This is a genomic window from Cupriavidus ulmosensis, assembly GCF_977008105.1.
On sequence record NZ_CDRMWP010000001.1, the window covers coordinates 4178656 to 4194457 of the forward strand.

A 15802-nucleotide genomic window follows, 5' to 3' on the forward strand; every position below is an offset into this window, starting at 1 on the left:
CGACAACCACCGGCCGGGTCAGCGGCGCGACAGCACCACCAGGTGACGTTCTGCGTCCAGTTCGGGCACGGTCAGGCGCGGCACCGCCTCGACCTGCCATGCGGCCATCAGGCCGGCCGCTTCCATGCGGTCGAGCTCGGGCTGCGGATACACGCCCTTCATCGCGATCAGCTTGCCGCGCGGCGCGAGCAGGTGGCCGGCGAGCGAGACGAAATCGCTCAGCTCGGCGAACGCGCGCGAGGTGATGACCGCGTAGCCCTTGTCGTCTTCGAGCTTCTCCACCGGACCCCAGTGGGCGGCGGCGTTCGACAGGCCGAGTTGCGCGCGGCACTGCGTCAGGAACGCGGTCTTCTTCTGCACGATGTCGACCATCAGCACCGACAGGTCCGGGCACGCGATCGCCAGCGGCAGGCCGGGCATGCCGCCGCCCGAGCCCACGTCGAGCACCCGGCCGCGCGCACCCTCTTCCACCGCCGCGCTGCGCGCCGCCTCGGCCAGCGCCGGGACGGCGGCCAGCGAATCGAGCAGATGGTGCGTCAGCATCTCGTCGGGATGACGGATGGCGGTCAGGTTGTAGATGGCGTTCCACTTGCGCAGCAGCGCCAGGTAGGCGAAAAGCTGGTCGATCTGCGCCGCCGTCAGCGCGAGGCCGATGGCGGACAGGCCGGCTTCCAGCCGGCGGCGCTGGTCGGCGTCGTCCACCGCGGGGTAGCGTTGGCCCCGCACTCAGGCCGCCTCTTGCGTGGTGCCGGGCTTGGCGCGGCCCATGCCCTTCTTCTTCAGGTGCACCAGCAGCAGCGAGATCGCGGCCGGCGTCACGCCCGAAATGCGCGAAGCCTGTCCGAGCGTTTCCGGGCGATGCTGGTTCAGCTTCTGGCTGACCTCGAAACCGAGGCCGCGCACTTCGGTGTAGTCGAAACCCTCGGGTAGGCGCGTGGTCTCGTTCGCTTCCAGCTTGTCGACCTCGGCGGCCTGGCGCGCGATATAACCGTGGTACTTGATGCCGATCTCGATCTGCTCGCGGATCTGTGCGGCCAGCAGCGGATCGGCGTCGAGCGGCTGCGCGGGCGCGTACTTGCCGCCCTGGAGTGCCATCAGCGCGTCGTAGGCGACCGCCGGGCGGCGCAGCAGGTCGGCGAGGTTGTACTCGCGCTCGATGGCCTTGCCCAGCAGCGGCACGGCGTCGGCCTCCGGCAGCAGCGCCGGATTGACCCAGGTGCTCTTCAGACGCTCTGTTTCACGTGAAACCGCGTCGCGCTTGCGATTGAATGCATCCCAGCGCACATCGTCCACCACACCAAGCTCGCGGCCGACCTCGGTCAAGCGCATATCGGCATTATCTTCGCGCAGGCTCAAACGGAATTCCGCGCGGCTGGTGAACATCCGGTACGGTTCCGACACCCCGCGGGTGATCAGGTCATCGACCAGAACCCCAAGATAGGCCTGGTCCCGGCGCGGTGTCCAGGCATCGCGCTCACGCACGAAGCAGCCGGCGTTGATGCCGGCCAGCAGGCCCTGGGCCGCCGCTTCCTCGTAGCCGGTGGTGCCGTTGATCTGGCCGGCGAAGAACAGACCCTGGATCGCCTTGGACTCCAGCGAGGCCTTCAGCGCGCGCGGATCGAAGTAGTCGTACTCGATGGCGTAGCCGGGCCGCAGGATGTGCGCGTTCTCCATGCCGCGGATCGAATGCACGAGCGCGAGCTGCACGTCGAACGGCAGGCTGGTCGAGATGCCGTTGGGATAGAACTCGTTGGTGGTCAGCCCTTCGGGTTCGAGGAAGATCTGGTGGCTGTCCTTGCTGGCAAAGCGATGGATCTTGTCCTCGATGCTCGGGCAGTAGCGCGGCCCCACTCCCTCGATCACGCCGGTGTACATCGGCGAGCGGTCGAGCCCGCCGCGGATGATGTCATGCGTGCGCGTATTGGTATGGGTGATCCAGCACGGCAGTTGCTGCGGGTGCTGCTCGGCGCGGCCGAGGAACGAGAACACCGGCACCGGGTCCAGGTCGCCCGGCTGTTCCTCCATCACCGAGAAGTCGATGGTGCGGCCGTCGATGCGCGGCGGCGTACCGGTCTTGAGGCGGCCCTGCGGCAGCTTCAGTTCCTTCAGGCGCGCCGACAGCGAGACCGAAGCCGGATCGCCGGCGCGGCCACCGGTGTAGTTGTCCAGCCCCACGTGGATCTTGCCGTCCAGGAACGTACCGGCGGTCAGCACCACCGCGCGCGCGCGGAACGCGATGCCGACCTGGGTAACGGCACCGACCACGCGGTCGCCCTCCACCATCAGGTCGTCCACCGCCTGCTGGAACAGCATCAGGTTCGGCTGGTTCTCGAGCCGCGTGCGGATGGCCTTGCGGTACAGCACGCGGTCCGCCTGCGCGCGCGTGGCGCGCACGGCCGGCCCCTTGCTCGAATTGAGGATGCGGAACTGGATACCAGACTCGTCCGTGGCCGCCGCCATCGCGCCACCCATCGCATCCACCTCCTTGACGAGATGGCCCTTGCCGATGCCGCCGATGGACGGATTGCAGCTCATCTGGCCAAGCGTCTCGATGTTGTGGCTCAGCAGCAGCGTCTGACAGCCCATGCGCGCAGCGGCGAGTGCGGCTTCAGTGCCGGCGTGGCCACCACCGACGACAATGACATCGAATTCTTTTGGGTAAAGCATGGACGAACCTCCTCCGGGAGGCTGGCGGGAATCATTCGGGATGCCGAATTATAGCGGCAATCGCTGCTGCTTTTTTGCGCAGCGGCATGTTTCACGTGAAACATGCTGTTTCGACAACTTGGCTGTGTTCCACGTGAAACAAAAGCGTTGGGTGCGGCGTTGGGTGCATGACGCGGCTTTCCGTTTTCCAGCTTTGCCGGCTAATGTCACCGCCCCCCTGCTCCCGCAGATACGCGGCAATCCCGCTCGACCCGCTTGCCGAGGTCGGCTTGCCGCCGGCCGAACCCAGCGTTGCGTTCGCACGTCGCCGCTTCCATGTACAGCGGACGGCGGATCTCGATCCGCGGGCTGTGGCGATGCACGACCGGCTGCCCGATTCGCGCGATCAGTCGCACGCCCTTGCATGGATCATTGCGGGCCACCGTGTAGCCCATCGCCCGCAGTTCGTCTGCCACCAGCGCCACGACGGTCGACTCGCAGGTGATGTCTTCACTGTCGCCGAGCAGGAAGTCAGCCAGTGGCCTGCCGCTCGAATCTGGAGGCGCTCGTAGGCATCGTTCGGCATCGAATGCAGGCTCCCGCGCCAAACCGCGCCTAAGCGTGGGCATGCGTTACCTTCACCGTGGCCGACCGGGCGGTAGTAACTGTCGATCCGGCTGCGTACCTCTTGCAGCGAGGGCTTGCGATCATGGAGTGGTGTGGCCGCATCGAGGTCGCGCCAGATCAGCCCGTAGCCGAGGCGAGTCTTCTCGTCCGATGTCAGCGGCTCCGGCCAAATGCCGTCGAGCAGCGCCGGATCGAGATCGTCGGGCAGGCGATCCGAATCGATATAGACCCGGCGACCAGCGTGCCGCCGGCCGGAGGCACGACATCCCACAGCGCCTCGCCTGGTTATCCTCGCCGCCGCACAGCCTCGGCCCGGACAGCGCCGCGCGGAGGTCGACCGGATATCGCGTGCCGCCATGCGGCGATTCGCATACCAGCGGCAACGCCGCTACCACAGCCCGGAAAGTGGGAACACCGGCGATGCCGGGATGTCTCGAAATCGTTGCCTATGCCTCAAGCAACTCGGGCAACTCGTACCCAGCACCGCCAGCGCGAGCAGGCGAACGGATTTCACGCAAGGCAGCGCAGACGAAAGGTTGTCCCCTGCCCTGCCGCCGCATCGTTGATTGAGTGCCAGCCCGGCACTCTTGTACGACCCACGCAGCAGCGTCGATCCATGCCGATGGTGTGACTGTCCGGCACTACTCGCGCAACGGACTCCATGCCCGCCGAGCCGCCCGCGTCTCCCTTGTTATTCATCACGATCGGCTGCCACGCCTTGCACCCGCCGAACGCCGCCATGAACCGCACCGCGAGAACCAACGGCCGAACCGCTGCGGTTCCACACCTTCGCGGCCACCAACGGGCAGCACTGGCCGTGGACGGCAGGCGTACCCAGTGCTGCGCCCGCAATCACCACCGGCTTCGGCCAGATCTCGATCTTGATGCAGGCGCTTCGAGTCCGACATGGACGCAGCCGTGCCACGGCGCTGCCGGGTACGCAACGAGATCACAGCCGACCGCTTGGTGGCGGCGCCGCTCGACCTGCCGATCTCCCCCGCGCGGCGATCTCCCGTACACACCGCGTGAGCAGCGCACCCATCCGGCATTTGCGCTGCGCCCTGCGTCGGGCCATAGCTGCTGGAAACGGCGGCGCAGGATCTGGATCTGGTTGGCGTGGAAAAATCGGCTGGATAAATAGAACCATCCTAAGAATTATCCAATTTATCCATACCGTGGATACATGCAAATCACCATGACGCCAATCATTCTAGAGATAGATATTATCGTCACACTAAACAGAGTTATATTCATCACAAAAATAAAACCTGCCACCAACCAGCCAAGACGCCGGCCCGGCAATCACCTCCACATCCAACTCATGCATAAACAGCGGCCAGCGCCATGTTTGCGCATGATCCGCCCGCGATCACATCATCGTGGTTTTCACCACAGCGATCCGAGGCAGGCAATGTTGAATCCGGACTCCGGGAATGAGGCAGCACGGAAAAGAGATGCGAAAAAGAGAGCCTTGTTGTTGGCTGGCCTCCTCATCTGCGGCGCGGCGGCAGGCGCGGAATGGCTCAACGAATATCGCGCGGCCAGGGTTCTGTACTCCATCTATGGCGGTCATCTCGGCGACACCATCGCCCCTGCCCGTGGCGACAGGAAAATCGCCTTCGAGGTATCGGGCAAGGCCGCGCGGGACATCTTCGATGCCATCGGTCCCGACCGGCGCGACGCCTGCATCACCGACGCCGCCACGAGAAGCCGCTATCTGGACGATGGCAGGTTCGCCTGCCTGCGAAACCGCGAGGGCCAGTACTTCTGCCACTTCGGCTTCGATCTGACCTCGGGCAAGAGCATGGGCGGGGCGGTCTGCTGAACGGCGATGAGGACATTATTCAGCGGATGTATGCAGCGAGAACGATGGCGACCGCACTTATTCGTTCGGTATATCGAAGTGCCCTCCACCCTCAAGCCGCCTTCCTCACCAACCCCAAATACGTCTCGATCACCTTGGGATTCGCCGCCAGTTCCGCCGCCGGCCCTTCCATCGCCATGTCGCCGGTCTCGATCACGTAGCCGTAGTCGGCCACCTGCAGTGCGGCGCGCGCGTTCTGCTCGATCAGCAGCGTGGCCACGCCAGTCCGGCGCAGGTCGCTGATGATGTGGAAGATCTCCCTGACGATCAGCGGCGCGAGGCCGAGGCTGGGTTCGTCCAGCATCAGCAGTTGCGGCTTGGCCATCAGCGCGCGGCCGACCGCCAGCATCTGGCGCTCGCCACCGGAGAGCGTGCCGGCGTCCTGGCGGGCGCGTTCCTTGAGGCGGGGGAACAGGCCGTAGACCACCTCCATCTGGTCGAGGAAGTGTTTCTCGCCGGCGCGCTTGCGGCGGTAGGCGCCGAGCACGAGGTTGTCGGCCACGCTCATCGATGCGAACAGTTCGCGCTTCTCGGGCACCAGGCACATGCCGCGCGCGACTCTCCCCTCCACCGGCAGGCCGGCCATGTCGTGGCCGAAGTAGCTGACCGTGCCCGACGCCGAGCCGCCGGCCGGCAGCGCGCCCATGATGGCGTTGAGCATGGTGGACTTGCCGGCGCCGTTGGGACCGATCACGGTGACGATCCGGCCGGCCTCCACCTTGAGGCTGGCGCCATGCACGGCTTCGACCTTGCCGTAGCGCACGTGGAGGTCCTTCACTTCGAGGACGAGGCTCATGGCTGTCTCCTTACTCCACGCCGCCAAGATAGGCTTCCAGCACCGCCGGGTTCTTCTGCACGTCCTCCGGCACGCCTTCCGCGATGCGCGTGCCGAATTCCATCACCACCAGGCGGTCGGTGAGGTTCATGACGAAGTCCATGTCGTGCTCGACCAGCAGCACGCTCATGCCTTCGCCCTTGAGCTTCCCGAGCAGTTCGGCCAGCGCCTGCTTTTCCTTGTAGCGCAGGCCCGCCGCGGGTTCGTCGAGCAGCAGCAGCGCCGGGTCGCAGCACAACGCGCGCGCGATCTCCAGGATGCGCTGCTGGCCCAGCGCGAGGCTGCCCGCTTCCATGTACATGCAGTCGGCCAGGCCCACGCGCTCGAGCTGGCGCGCGGCCTCGAACAGCAGCTTGCCTTCCTCGGCCCGGTTCATGCGCAGGATCGCCGCGGCCACGCCGCCCTGCGCCGCGAAGTCGCCGCGCAGGTGCGCGCCGATCGCCACGTTCTCGAGCACCGTCATGGCCGGCAGCAGATGCACGTGCTGGAAGGTGCGGCCGATGCCGCGCTTGACGATCTCGCGCGACGGCAGCCCCGAGACCGGCTCGCCGCGGTAGCGCACCTCGCCGCGCGTCACCGGCAGCACGCCGGTGACGAGATTGAAGGTGGTGGACTTGCCCGCGCCGTTGGGGCCGATCAGCCCGACGATCTCGCCGGCATGCACCTGGAAGCTGACATCGTTGACCGCCACCAGCCCGCCAAACTCCTTGCGCGCGGCGCGCACGTCGAGGATCAGCTCGCCGGCCCGCGGCTTCTCGCGCTGCGGCAGCGGCTCGGCGTGCCGTGGCGCGAGCGCCGGCGGGCCGCCCGGGAACAGCTTGCGGACAAACGGCCAGATGCCGTCGCGCGCATGCTGCAGCAGCAGCACCATCAGCACGCCGAACACGATGGTCTCGAAGTTGCCGTTGGCGCCGAGCAGCTTCGGCAGCACGCCCTGCAGCACGTCCTTGAGGATGGTGAGGATGCCGGCGCCGAGCACCGCGCCCCACACATGCCCGACGCCGCCCACCACCGCCATGAACAGGTACTCGATGCCGTAGTTCAGGCCGAACGGCGTCGGGTTCACCGCGCGCTGCAGGTGCGCGTAGAGAAAGCCCGAGATGCAGGCCAGCACCGCCGCCACCACGAACACCACCACCTTCATCCACGCCGTGTTCACGCCCATCGCCTCGGCCATCGTGCCGCCGCCCTTGAGCGCGCGGATGGCGCGGCCCGGGCGCGAGTCGAGCAGGTTGTGCATGGCGATGGCCGCCAGCAGCACCACGGCCCAGATCAGGTAGAACATCGCGCGCCCCGAAGCCAGCTCGATGCCGAGCACGCGCAGCACCGGAATGCCGTTGAGGCCGTCGTACTTGCCGAGGAACTCCAGGTTGCCGAACAGGAAGAACAGCGACAGGCCCCACGCGATGGTAGCCAGCGGCAGGTAGTGCCCGGACATGCGCATGGTGATGAGCCCGATCACGTAGGCCGAGGCCATCGTGATGACCAGCCCCACCAGCAGGCCGAACCACGGCGACAGCCCGAACTGCGTGGTGAGGTACGCCGTGCTGTAGGCGCCCAGCCCGACGAACGCGGCTTGGCCGAACGAGGTCATGCCGCCCACGCCGGTGAGCAGCACCAGCCCGATGGCGACGATGCCGTACAGGCCGATGTAGTTGCCCAGCGTGATCCAGAACTCCGGCGTGGGCAGCACCGGCAGCAGCGCCAGCACCACGGCGAAGGCCAGCAGGCAGAGGCGGTTGCGGCCCGCCACGCTGCCCGGCCTGTGCGCCTTGTGCGCCCTGTCCACCTTGTCCGCGCCGCCGGCCACGGCGCCCTTGCCGTCCGCGTTCTTGACGTTTGCATTGCTCATGGCCTGCTCCTTATTCCTCGTCTTCCACGTGCTTGCCGTTGAGCGAGCGCCACAGCAGCACGGGCAGGATCAGGGTGAACACGATGACCTCCTTGAACGCGCTGGCCCAGAAGGACGAATACGATTCGAGCAGCCCGACGAGGACGGCGCCCGCGGCCGCCACCGGATAGCTCACCAGCCCGCCGACGATGGCGCCGACGAAGCCCTTGAGGCCGATCAGGAAACCGGACTCGTAATAGACCGTGGTCAGCGGCGCGATCAGGATGCCGCACAGCGCGCCCATCGCCGCGGCCAGCGTGAACGACAGGCGCCCGGCCTGCGTGGTGCCGATGCCCACCAGGCGCGCGCCGAGCCGGTTGACGGCGGTGGCGCGCAGCGCCTTGCCGGTGAGGGTGCGCTCGAAGTAGAAGTACAGCGCGGCGATCAGCAGGCCCGACACGCCCACCACCCACAGGCTCTGCCCCGACACCGTCAGGCTGCCCACCTCGAAGCGCGCCTCGGAGAACGCCGTGGTGCGCGAGCCCTCCGCGCCGAACATCACCAGCCCCAGCCCCACCAGCGCGAAGTGCACGCCGACCGAGACGATCAGCAGCACCAGCGTGCTGGCCTCGGCCAGCGGCTGGTAGGCCAGGCGGTACAGCATCGGACCCAGCGGAATCACGATCAGCAGCGTGAGCGCGATCTGCGCGGCCATCGGCATCGGCTGCGCGCCGTATTGCTGCGCCAGCAGGTGCACCGCGAGCGGAAACGCGAGGTACTTGCCCGCCAGCACCGCCAGCCGCGTGCCCGCGGTGCGGCGCAGTTCGGCGTTGCGCAGCACCGTCGCGGTGTCGTAGACGAAGGTCAGCGCGCCCATGCCCAGCAGCAGCCAGCTGCTCTGCGGCGCGTGGCCGGCCTGGATCGCCGCCAGCGTGAGCGCGCCGTAGGCGACGAACTCCCCTTGCGGAATGAAGATGACGCGCGTCACCGAGAACACCAGCACCAGGGCCAGCGCCAGCAGCGCGTAGATGGCACCCGAGGTGATCCCGTCCTGCGCCAGGATGGCGGCAATCGAGAGGTCCATTGTCTCCCCGTATTTGTTTGATATGCCCGGCCGGCGGGGGCGCCGGCGGGCTGGCATTACGGATTACGAAATAGTAAACAAGTTACGCATAGCGCAAATCCCGACCAACCCTAGCTTGCGCGGCACGAGCCGCCGCGACAGCGCGGCGAGACAAACAAAAAGGGCGCATGGCTGACCATGCGCCCTGCCCTGGCTTCAGCCCCGAAGCCGGCCTACTTGGTCTGCAGCTTCCACTTGCCGTCGGCGATCAGCACCATCACGCGCGCGCGCTGGTCGAGGCCGAGATGGTCGTTCGCCGTCATGTTCATGATGCCGTGCGAGATCGGCAGCTCCCTGGTCTGCTCCATCGCGTCGCGCAGTCCCTTGCGGAATTCCCTGGTGCCGGGCTGGCCCTTCTTCAGCGCTTCCGGGATCGCGCGCTGCAGCAGCAGGCCCGCGTCCCAGGCATGGCCGCCGAACGTGGAGACCTGTCCGCCGAAGGCTTTCTCGTAGGCCGTCTTGTAGGCCAGCGCGGGCTTCTTCACCGGGTTGCCGTCGGGCAGTTGCTCGGCCACCAGCAGCGGGCCGGCCGGCAGGAAGGTGCCTTCGCAATCCTTGGCGCAGACGCGCAGGAAGTCCGCGTTGGCCACGCCGTGCGTCTGGTAGATCCTGCCCTTCCAGCCGCGCTCCTTGAGCGCCTTGGCCGGCAGCGCGGCGGGCGTGCCCGAGCCGGCGATCAGCACCGCGTCCGGGTTGGCGGCCATCATCTTCAGCACCTGGCCCGTGACCGAGGTGTCGGTGCGCGCGAAGCGCTCGTTGGCCACCACCTTGATCTTGCGCATCTCGCCGACCTTGGCGAACTCCTGCGCCCAACTGTCGCCGTAGGCGTCCGCGAAGCCAATGAACGCCACCGTCTTCACGTTGTGGTCAGTCATGTGCTCGGCGATGGCGGTCGCCATGTGCGAGTCGTTCTGCGGCGTCTTGAAGACCCATGCGCGCTTGGCGTCCATCGGTTCGATGATGCGCGCCGAGGCGGCCAGCGTGATCATCGGCGTCTCGTTCTCGGCCGCCACGTCGACCATCGCCAGCGAGTTCGGCGTGACGGTGGAGCCGATCACCACGTCGACCTTGTCCTCGCTGATCAGCTTGCGCGTGTTCTTGACCGCGGTGGTGGTGTCGGAAGCGTCGTCGAGCACGATGTACTCGATCTTCTTGCCGGCGATCTCCTTCGGCAGCAGCGAGATGGTGTTCTTCTCGGGGATGCCCAGCGAAGCCGCGGGGCCCGTGGCCGAAACCGTCACCCCTACCTTGACCTGTGCGCTGGCGGTGCCCGCGCACAGGGCGGCGGCGGCGAAAGCCAGCAGGCTGGCGCGCTTGAATGTCATCGTGTCTCCTCCGTTGCGGCAAACGAAAAGGGCATCCGCGCCGGCTTGCGGCCGGTCGGATGCCCCGGTCTGGTCTTCTTGGGCCCGATCTCGTGCCTGCCCTTGTGCCTGCCTGTCTTGGTCTTGTTCCGGCGTCCTCGCGGACCCGTGTCCAGGCGCAACGCCGGCGCCTGCCTGCTGCCCGGCGCGCGCCGAACCCGTCCGCCGCGCACCGCCTATCTCCCGTCCTGCGCGTCCACCCCGTCGGCACGTTGCCGCTGATGCCGCTGATTCGCCGACCGTACGGTCGGGAATGCGTAGCGAGTCTAGCAACAGCGATATGACGCGCAAAGCAGGATTAACCCGGAGCGCCGCCCGCGCGACACACCGCGCGCGGCCGCGCAGATGCCGCGCTCAATGCCCGAACGCATCCCACGCGGTCTTCACGATCAGCGCCGCCACCACCACGATGAACACGCGCCGCACGAAGCCGCTGCCATGCTTGAGCGCCAGCCGGCTACCCACCTGGCTGCCCGCCACGTTGGCCACCGCCATCACCAGGCCGAGCTGCCACCACACGTGCCCCTTGGCCGCCAGCAGCAGCAGGGCCGCGAGGTTGGTGGCGAGGTTGACCACCTTGGTCGAGGCCGAGGCGTGCAGGAAGTCGTAGCCGAACACGCGCACGAACACGATCATCAGGAAGCTGCCGGTGCCGGGACCGAACACGCCGTCGTAGAAGCCGATCGCCGCGCCGGCCAGCAGCGCCGCCGCGCGCTCCCGGCCGCCCGAGAGCGTGGGCGCGTGCTCGGTGCCCAGGTTCTTCTTGGCCACCGTGTAGACCAGCAGGATCACCAGCACGAATGGCAGCGACTTGCGCAGCGGCCCGGCCGGAATCAGCGTCAGCGCATAGGCGCCCGCCATCGAGAAGGCGAACGCCGACAGCATCGCCGGCAGGGTCGCGCCCCAGTAGATGCGCACGCTGCGCCCGTAGCGCACCGCCGCGTTGGCGGTGCCCGAGAGCGAGGCGATCTTGTTGGTGCCGATCAGCGTGGCCGGCGGCATGCCGGGATAGGCCGAGAACAGGGCCGGGATCTGCACCAGCCCGCCGCCGCCGGCGACAGCATCGATCAGGCCGGCAAGAAAGGCGGCGACAGCGAGAAACGCGAATTCCATGAACGCTCGGGAAACGGAGAAGGGATGAAGGAGGAAGGCGAAAGCGGAAGCGGAAGCGGTGATGGCGACGATGGCGACGGCCGCGGAAAACGGCGCGCCGATGGCGCCGCCTCAGCCAAGATGCTTGTGCGCGGGCGCCAGGCCGCGATGCCACAAGCCGCCGGCATGTGGCCCGAAACCCGCGGCCGCCGCCTGCGGCGCCGTCAGCAGCGCGGGCGCGAGCAGCAGGTGGCGCACGCCGTGCGCCCGGCACCAGTCGGCCAGCAGGCCGCAGCAGGCCAGCAGCAGCGCCGCATCCCGCGCGGCGGATTGTGCATCGTCTCCGGCGACTGGCGGCATCCACCATTCCGCGGCGAACGCCGCCAGGCCGCCAAGGCCGAGATGCGGCACCAGCGTGGCCGGCAGGCAGCCCAGCAGCGCCGCCCCGCCCTCGCCCGCCGCGGCCACATCGGAGGCCACCGTGTCGGCCGCGCCTTCGGCCGCAGCCTCGGCCACTACGCAGGCGCCGCGCTCGGGCCGCGCCAGCAGGCTCTCCACCAGCGCCTGCCGCGCGCGCGCGGCGGCCACCGGCAGCGGCTGCGCGGCCTGGAGCCAGGCGTCCAGCCGCCTGGCATCGGCCGCAACCGCGAGGCGCACGCGGGGCGATACGGCGGGCATCGACGGAACAGGCGCATCCTGCCGCTCATGAGATGCATGAGACGCATGAGGCAGCAAAGGGGAAGAATCGGAAGACATGGCGGGCACGGAAGGTGGAGACGGATTGTCTCATGTGGCCCTGGCCGTCCTTATGCAGATTCCGCATGGCGCGCTCCGGCGCACCAAAAGCGGGCACGAAAGCGGTGCGCGCGGACATGAAAAAAGGCGTTGCCAGGGATCACCCGGCAACGCCCTCGTCTTATATTGACACTGCAGCCTAGTGACCGCGCGCCTGTCGTCTCCTCGCTTCCGCCTCCATCTAACCTGCGAAAACCGTATATGCAATGTAACGAAGCGGTGCGTTTTGGACAAGCTAGAAGAAACCCTAGCCCCAAAATCGGGCATGTCTCCCCGTGATCACTCGCGGGCCCTGCCCAAGCGGGCCAGCAGCTCGCCCATGATGCCGCGCCGGAAGGTCAGCACGCAGATCACGAAGATCACGCCGGTGACCATCGTCACCGACTCGCCCAGCGAGCCGAACCACTCGATGCCGGTGGCCGAGGCCAGGAAATTGCCGATGTCGCCGAGCTTGTTCTCCAGCGCCACCACCACGAAGGCGCCCACCAGCGGGCCCGACAGCGTGCCCAGGCCGCCCACCAGCGTCATCAGGATCACCGAACCCGACATCGACCAGTGCACGTCGGTCAGCGTGGCGAAGCCCAGCACCAGCGCCTTGATCGAGCCGGCCAGCCCGGACAGCGCCGCCGACAGCACGAACACCATCAGCTTGAAGCGGTCGGTGCCGTAGCCCAGCGAGATGGTGCGCGGCTCGTTTTCCTTGATCGCCTTGAGGATCTGCCCGAACGGCGAATGCACGGTGCGCACGATCAGCGCGAAGGCCAGCACGATGATCAGCAGCGCCACGTAGTACAGCGTCAGGTCGCTGTCCAGCGGCAGCACGCCGAACAGCTTGCCGCGCGGAATGCCCTGCAGGCCGTCCTCGCCGCCGGTGTAGGGCACCTGCAGGCAGAAGAAGAACAGCATCTGCGCCAGCGCCAGCGTGATCATGGAGAAATAGATGCCCTGGCGGCGGATCGCGATCCAGCCCACCACGTAGCCGATCACCGCGCCGGTCAGCGTGCCCAGCACCAGCCCCACTTCCGGCGTCACGCCCCACACCTTCATGGCATGGCCGGCCATGTAGGCGGCGCCGCCGAAGAAGGCCGCGTGCCCGAACGACAGCAGCCCGGTGTAGCCGATCAGCAGGTTGAACGCGCACGCGAACAGCGCGAAGCACAGCACCTTGAGCACGAACACCGGATACGCCCCGGCCATCGGCGCCACCAGCAGCGCCACCAGCAGCAATCCGTACCCCAGCCACAGTTTCTTCTGCACGCCCCGCCCCTGTCTTGTCTGCCCGGCGGCCGCGGCCGCGCCCGATGTCTGGCTCATCACTTCTCCCTCCCGAACAGCCCGGCCGGGCGCAGCATCAGCACGATCACCATGATGAAGAACACCACCGTGGACGACGCCTCGGGGTAGAACACCTTGGTCAGCCCCTCGATCACGCCCAGCCCCAGGCCGGTGAGGATCGAGCCCATGATCGAGCCCATGCCGCCGATCACCACCACGGCGAACACGATGATGATCAGGTTCTGCCCCATCAGCGGCGAGATCTGGATCACCGGCGCGGCCAGCACGCCCGCGAACGCCGCCAGCGCCACGCCGAAGCCGTAGGTCAGCGTCACCATCAGCGGCACGTTGACGCCGAACGCCTCCACCAGCTTGGGGTTCTCGGTGCCGGCGCGCAGGTAGGCGCCAAGCTTGGTCTTCTCGATCAGGAACCACGTGGCGAAGCACACCGCCAGCGACGCCACCACCACCCAGGCGCGGTAGTTGGGCAGGATCATGAAGCCGAGGTCGGTGGCGCCGGAGAGCAGCTCCGGCGTCGAGTACGGCAGGCCGGACACGCCGTAGATCGAGCGGAAGATGCCTTCGATCACCAGCGTGATGCCCAGCGTGAGCAGCAGGCCGTAGATGTGGTCGAGCTTGTAGATCCAGCGCAGCATGGTGCGCTCGATCACCACCCCGAGCAGCGCCACCACCAGCGGCGACAGCACCAGCATCACCCAGTAGTTGAGCTCGAAGTAGTTCATGCCCATCCAGGCCAGCACCGCGCCCAGCATGAACAGCGCCCCGTGGGCGAAATTGATGACGTTGAGCAGGCCGAAGATCACCGCCAGGCCAAGGCTCAGCATCGCGTAGAAAGCACCGTTGACCAGCCCCAGCAGCAACTGGGACAGCATGGCGGGCAAGGGAATACCGAAGATGTCCATCGCGGGCGTTACCGTTCGCGCGCCGGCCGGGAGGCGCGATGGCCTCCCGCGCGGGCGCAGTCAGATGAAGCGAAGCCGCGGCGCCCGCAACCCGGGCCGCCGCGGCGGGGACAGCACTCGCAGCTCAGGCGCTCACTTCTTCAGCAGCGCGCACTTCGATTCCGCCACCGTGGTGAAGGCCTGGTCGCCCGGGATGGTGGCGGCCACCTTCAGGTAGTCCCACGGCTTCTTCGACTCCGCCGGCGACTTCACCTGCATCAGGTACATGTCGTGGATGGCGCGGCCGTCCTGGCGGATGTAGCCCTTGGTGTAGAAGTCGTCGATCTTGGCCTTCTTCAGCTCGGCCATGACCTTGTCCGGATCGTCCGTCTTGGCCGTCTCCACCGCCCTCAGGTAGGTGCGGATGGCGGAGTAGTCGGCGGCCTGCAGGCTGCTCGGCATCTTCTTGGTCTTGCCGAAGAAGCGCGTGGCGAACTTGCGCGTCTCGTCGTTCATGTCCCAGTACCAGCTGTCGGTCATCAGCAGGCCTTCGGTGTTCTTCAGCCCCAGGCTGTGCACGTCGTTGATGAACATCAGCAGCCCGGCGATCTTCATCGACTTGGTGATGCCGAATTCCTTGGCCGCCTTGATCGCGTTGATGGTGTCGCCGCCGGCATTGGCCAGGCCCAGGATCTGCGCCTTGGACGACTGCGCCTGCAGCAGGAACGAGGAGAAGTCGGATGCGTTGAGCGGATGGCGCACCTGGCCCACCACGGTGCCGCCGTTGGCCTTCACCACCGCCGCGGTGTCCTGCTCGAGCGAGTGGCCGAACGCGTAGTCGGCGGTCAGGAAGAACCACGACTTGCCGCCCTGCTTGACCACCGCGCTGCCGGTGCCCTTGGCCAGCGCCACCGTGTCGTATGCGTAGTGCACCGTGTACGGCGAGCACTCCTCGTTGGTCAGGCGCGCCGAGCCGGCGCCGATGTTGAAGTAGACCTTCTTCTTCTCCGCCGCCACCTTGGCCATCGCCAGGCCGGTGGCGGAGTTGGTGCCGCCGAGCAGCATGTCCAGGCCCTGCTGGTCCATCCATTCGCGCGCCTTCGAGGCGGCGATGTCGGCCTTGTTCTGGTGATCGGCCGAGACCAGCTCGATCGGCTTGCCCAGCGCCTTGCCGCCCGCGTCCTCGATCGCCATCTTGATGGCTTCGAGGCCGGCCGGGCCGTCGATGTCAGCATACAGGCCCGACATGTCGGTGATGTAGCCGATCTTGACCGTATCGCCCGAAACCTGTGCCGAGGCCGAGCCCGTTGCCACGCCCGTTACGATGGCCGCCAGAGCAGCCGCCAGCCGAGTCATTTTCATTACCTGTCTCCTTAGTTTCGGCGGCACTTGTCGCCACCCGTTCCTGCCCTGAAACAAATGCCCGCGATGCCCGCGCGCGGCGCGCG

Annotated in this window: 14 protein-coding genes; 1 reads left to right on the forward strand and 13 read right to left on the reverse strand. The window is 67.2% G+C overall.

Going from position 1 to position 15802, the window contains the following annotated elements:
* Positions 1-18: 18 nt before the first annotated feature.
* The 4 genes from rsmG to ACWTPI_RS19340 form a co-directional block, all read right to left on the reverse strand.
* Complete coding sequence (gene rsmG / locus ACWTPI_RS19325) at positions 19-726, reverse strand: 16S rRNA (guanine(527)-N(7))-methyltransferase RsmG (RefSeq protein ID WP_020200463.1); 708 nt, start codon at positions 724-726, stop codon at positions 19-21.
* Positions 727-2667 (reverse strand): tRNA uridine-5-carboxymethylaminomethyl(34) synthesis enzyme MnmG, encoded by a 1941-nt coding sequence (mnmG, locus tag ACWTPI_RS19330; RefSeq protein ID WP_029043062.1) that lies wholly within the window; start codon positions 2665-2667, stop codon positions 727-729.
* Positions 2668-2873: 206 nt separating this feature from the next.
* A complete protein-coding gene (locus tag ACWTPI_RS19335) occupies positions 2874-3131 on the reverse strand; it encodes a hypothetical protein (RefSeq protein WP_454732364.1) in 258 nt (85 codons plus the stop codon).
* Positions 3053-3631, reverse strand: a complete 579-nt coding sequence (locus ACWTPI_RS19340) for an N-formylglutamate amidohydrolase (RefSeq protein ID WP_454732365.1) — start codon at positions 3629-3631, stop codon at positions 3053-3055. The genes ACWTPI_RS19335 and ACWTPI_RS19340 overlap by 79 nt, the downstream gene beginning before the upstream one ends.
* A gap of 825 nt (positions 3632-4456) precedes the next feature.
* Between ACWTPI_RS19340 and ACWTPI_RS19345 the strand changes: the two genes are divergently transcribed.
* On the forward strand, positions 4457-5098 hold the full coding sequence (locus ACWTPI_RS19345) for a hypothetical protein (protein ID WP_454732366.1): 642 nt from the start codon (positions 4457-4459) through the stop codon (positions 5096-5098).
* A gap of 91 nt (positions 5099-5189) precedes the next feature.
* On the opposite strand, the gene ACWTPI_RS19350 is transcribed toward ACWTPI_RS19345, so the two are convergent.
* The 9 genes from ACWTPI_RS19350 to ACWTPI_RS19390 all read right to left on the reverse strand — a co-directional run bounded on the left by ACWTPI_RS19350 (position 5190) and on the right by ACWTPI_RS19390 (position 15716).
* Complete coding sequence (locus tag ACWTPI_RS19350; RefSeq protein ID WP_454732367.1) at positions 5190-5933, reverse strand: ABC transporter ATP-binding protein; 744 nt, start codon at positions 5931-5933, stop codon at positions 5190-5192.
* A gap of 10 nt (positions 5934-5943) precedes the next feature.
* Positions 5944-7824 carry a branched-chain amino acid ABC transporter ATP-binding protein/permease gene (locus ACWTPI_RS19355; RefSeq protein ID WP_454732368.1) on the reverse strand — a complete coding sequence of 627 codons (1881 nt, stop codon included), beginning with the start codon at positions 7822-7824 and terminating at the stop codon, positions 5944-5946.
* A gap of 10 nt (positions 7825-7834) precedes the next feature.
* Positions 7835-8887, reverse strand: coding sequence for a branched-chain amino acid ABC transporter permease (locus ACWTPI_RS19360; protein WP_020200468.1), 1053 nt, complete (start codon positions 8885-8887; stop codon positions 7835-7837).
* Between the two features lie 212 nt (positions 8888-9099).
* Entirely contained in the window at positions 9100-10251 is a 1152-nt protein-coding gene (locus tag ACWTPI_RS19365; protein WP_020200469.1) for an ABC transporter substrate-binding protein, read from the reverse strand.
* A gap of 393 nt (positions 10252-10644) precedes the next feature.
* On the reverse strand, positions 10645-11403 hold the full coding sequence (locus tag ACWTPI_RS19370) for a sulfite exporter TauE/SafE family protein (RefSeq protein ID WP_020200470.1): 759 nt from the start codon (positions 11401-11403) through the stop codon (positions 10645-10647).
* Positions 11404-11514: 111 nt separating this feature from the next.
* Positions 11515-12060, reverse strand: coding sequence for a hypothetical protein (locus ACWTPI_RS19375; RefSeq protein WP_454732369.1), 546 nt, complete (start codon positions 12058-12060; stop codon positions 11515-11517).
* A gap of 396 nt (positions 12061-12456) precedes the next feature.
* Positions 12457-13491, reverse strand: a complete 1035-nt coding sequence (locus ACWTPI_RS19380; RefSeq protein WP_059410927.1) for a branched-chain amino acid ABC transporter permease — start codon at positions 13489-13491, stop codon at positions 12457-12459.
* Positions 13491-14375 (reverse strand): branched-chain amino acid ABC transporter permease, encoded by an 885-nt coding sequence (locus tag ACWTPI_RS19385; protein ID WP_020200473.1) that lies wholly within the window; start codon positions 14373-14375, stop codon positions 13491-13493. Before ACWTPI_RS19385 ends, ACWTPI_RS19380 begins: the two co-directional genes overlap by 1 nt.
* A gap of 132 nt (positions 14376-14507) precedes the next feature.
* The gene (locus tag ACWTPI_RS19390; protein WP_020200474.1) at positions 14508-15716 is read right to left on the reverse strand and encodes an ABC transporter substrate-binding protein; all 1209 of its coding nucleotides are present in this window, start codon (positions 15714-15716) and stop codon (positions 14508-14510) included.
* Positions 15717-15802 lie beyond the last annotated feature (86 nt).

Excerpts from the sequence above, each read along its gene's own strand:
- mnmG (WP_029043062.1), bottom strand. The coding sequence starts at position 2,667 with ATGCTTTACCCAAAAGAATTCGATGTCATTGTCGTCGGTGGTGGCCAC.
- ACWTPI_RS19340 (WP_454732365.1), bottom strand. The coding sequence starts at position 3,631 with ATGGCGGCACGCGATATCCGGTCGACCTCCGCGCGGCGCTGTCCGGGC.
- ACWTPI_RS19345 (WP_454732366.1), top strand. The coding sequence starts at position 4,457 with ATGCAAATCACCATGACGCCAATCATTCTAGAGATAGATATTATCGTC.
- ACWTPI_RS19350 (WP_454732367.1), bottom strand. The coding sequence starts at position 5,933 with ATGAGCCTCGTCCTCGAAGTGAAGGACCTCCACGTGCGCTACGGCAAG.
- ACWTPI_RS19355 (WP_454732368.1), bottom strand. The coding sequence starts at position 7,824 with ATGAGCAATGCAAACGTCAAGAACGCGGACGGCAAGGGCGCCGTGGCC.
- ACWTPI_RS19360 (WP_020200468.1), bottom strand. The coding sequence starts at position 8,887 with ATGGACCTCTCGATTGCCGCCATCCTGGCGCAGGACGGGATCACCTCG.
- ACWTPI_RS19365 (WP_020200469.1), bottom strand. The coding sequence starts at position 10,251 with ATGACATTCAAGCGCGCCAGCCTGCTGGCTTTCGCCGCCGCCGCCCTG.
- ACWTPI_RS19370 (WP_020200470.1), bottom strand. The coding sequence starts at position 11,403 with ATGGAATTCGCGTTTCTCGCTGTCGCCGCCTTTCTTGCCGGCCTGATC.
- ACWTPI_RS19375 (WP_454732369.1), bottom strand. The coding sequence starts at position 12,060 with ATGCCCGCCGTATCGCCCCGCGTGCGCCTCGCGGTTGCGGCCGATGCC.
- ACWTPI_RS19380 (WP_059410927.1), bottom strand. The coding sequence starts at position 13,491 with ATGAGCCAGACATCGGGCGCGGCCGCGGCCGCCGGGCAGACAAGACAG.
- ACWTPI_RS19385 (WP_020200473.1), bottom strand. The coding sequence starts at position 14,375 with ATGGACATCTTCGGTATTCCCTTGCCCGCCATGCTGTCCCAGTTGCTG.
- ACWTPI_RS19390 (WP_020200474.1), bottom strand. The coding sequence starts at position 15,716 with ATGAAAATGACTCGGCTGGCGGCTGCTCTGGCGGCCATCGTAACGGGC.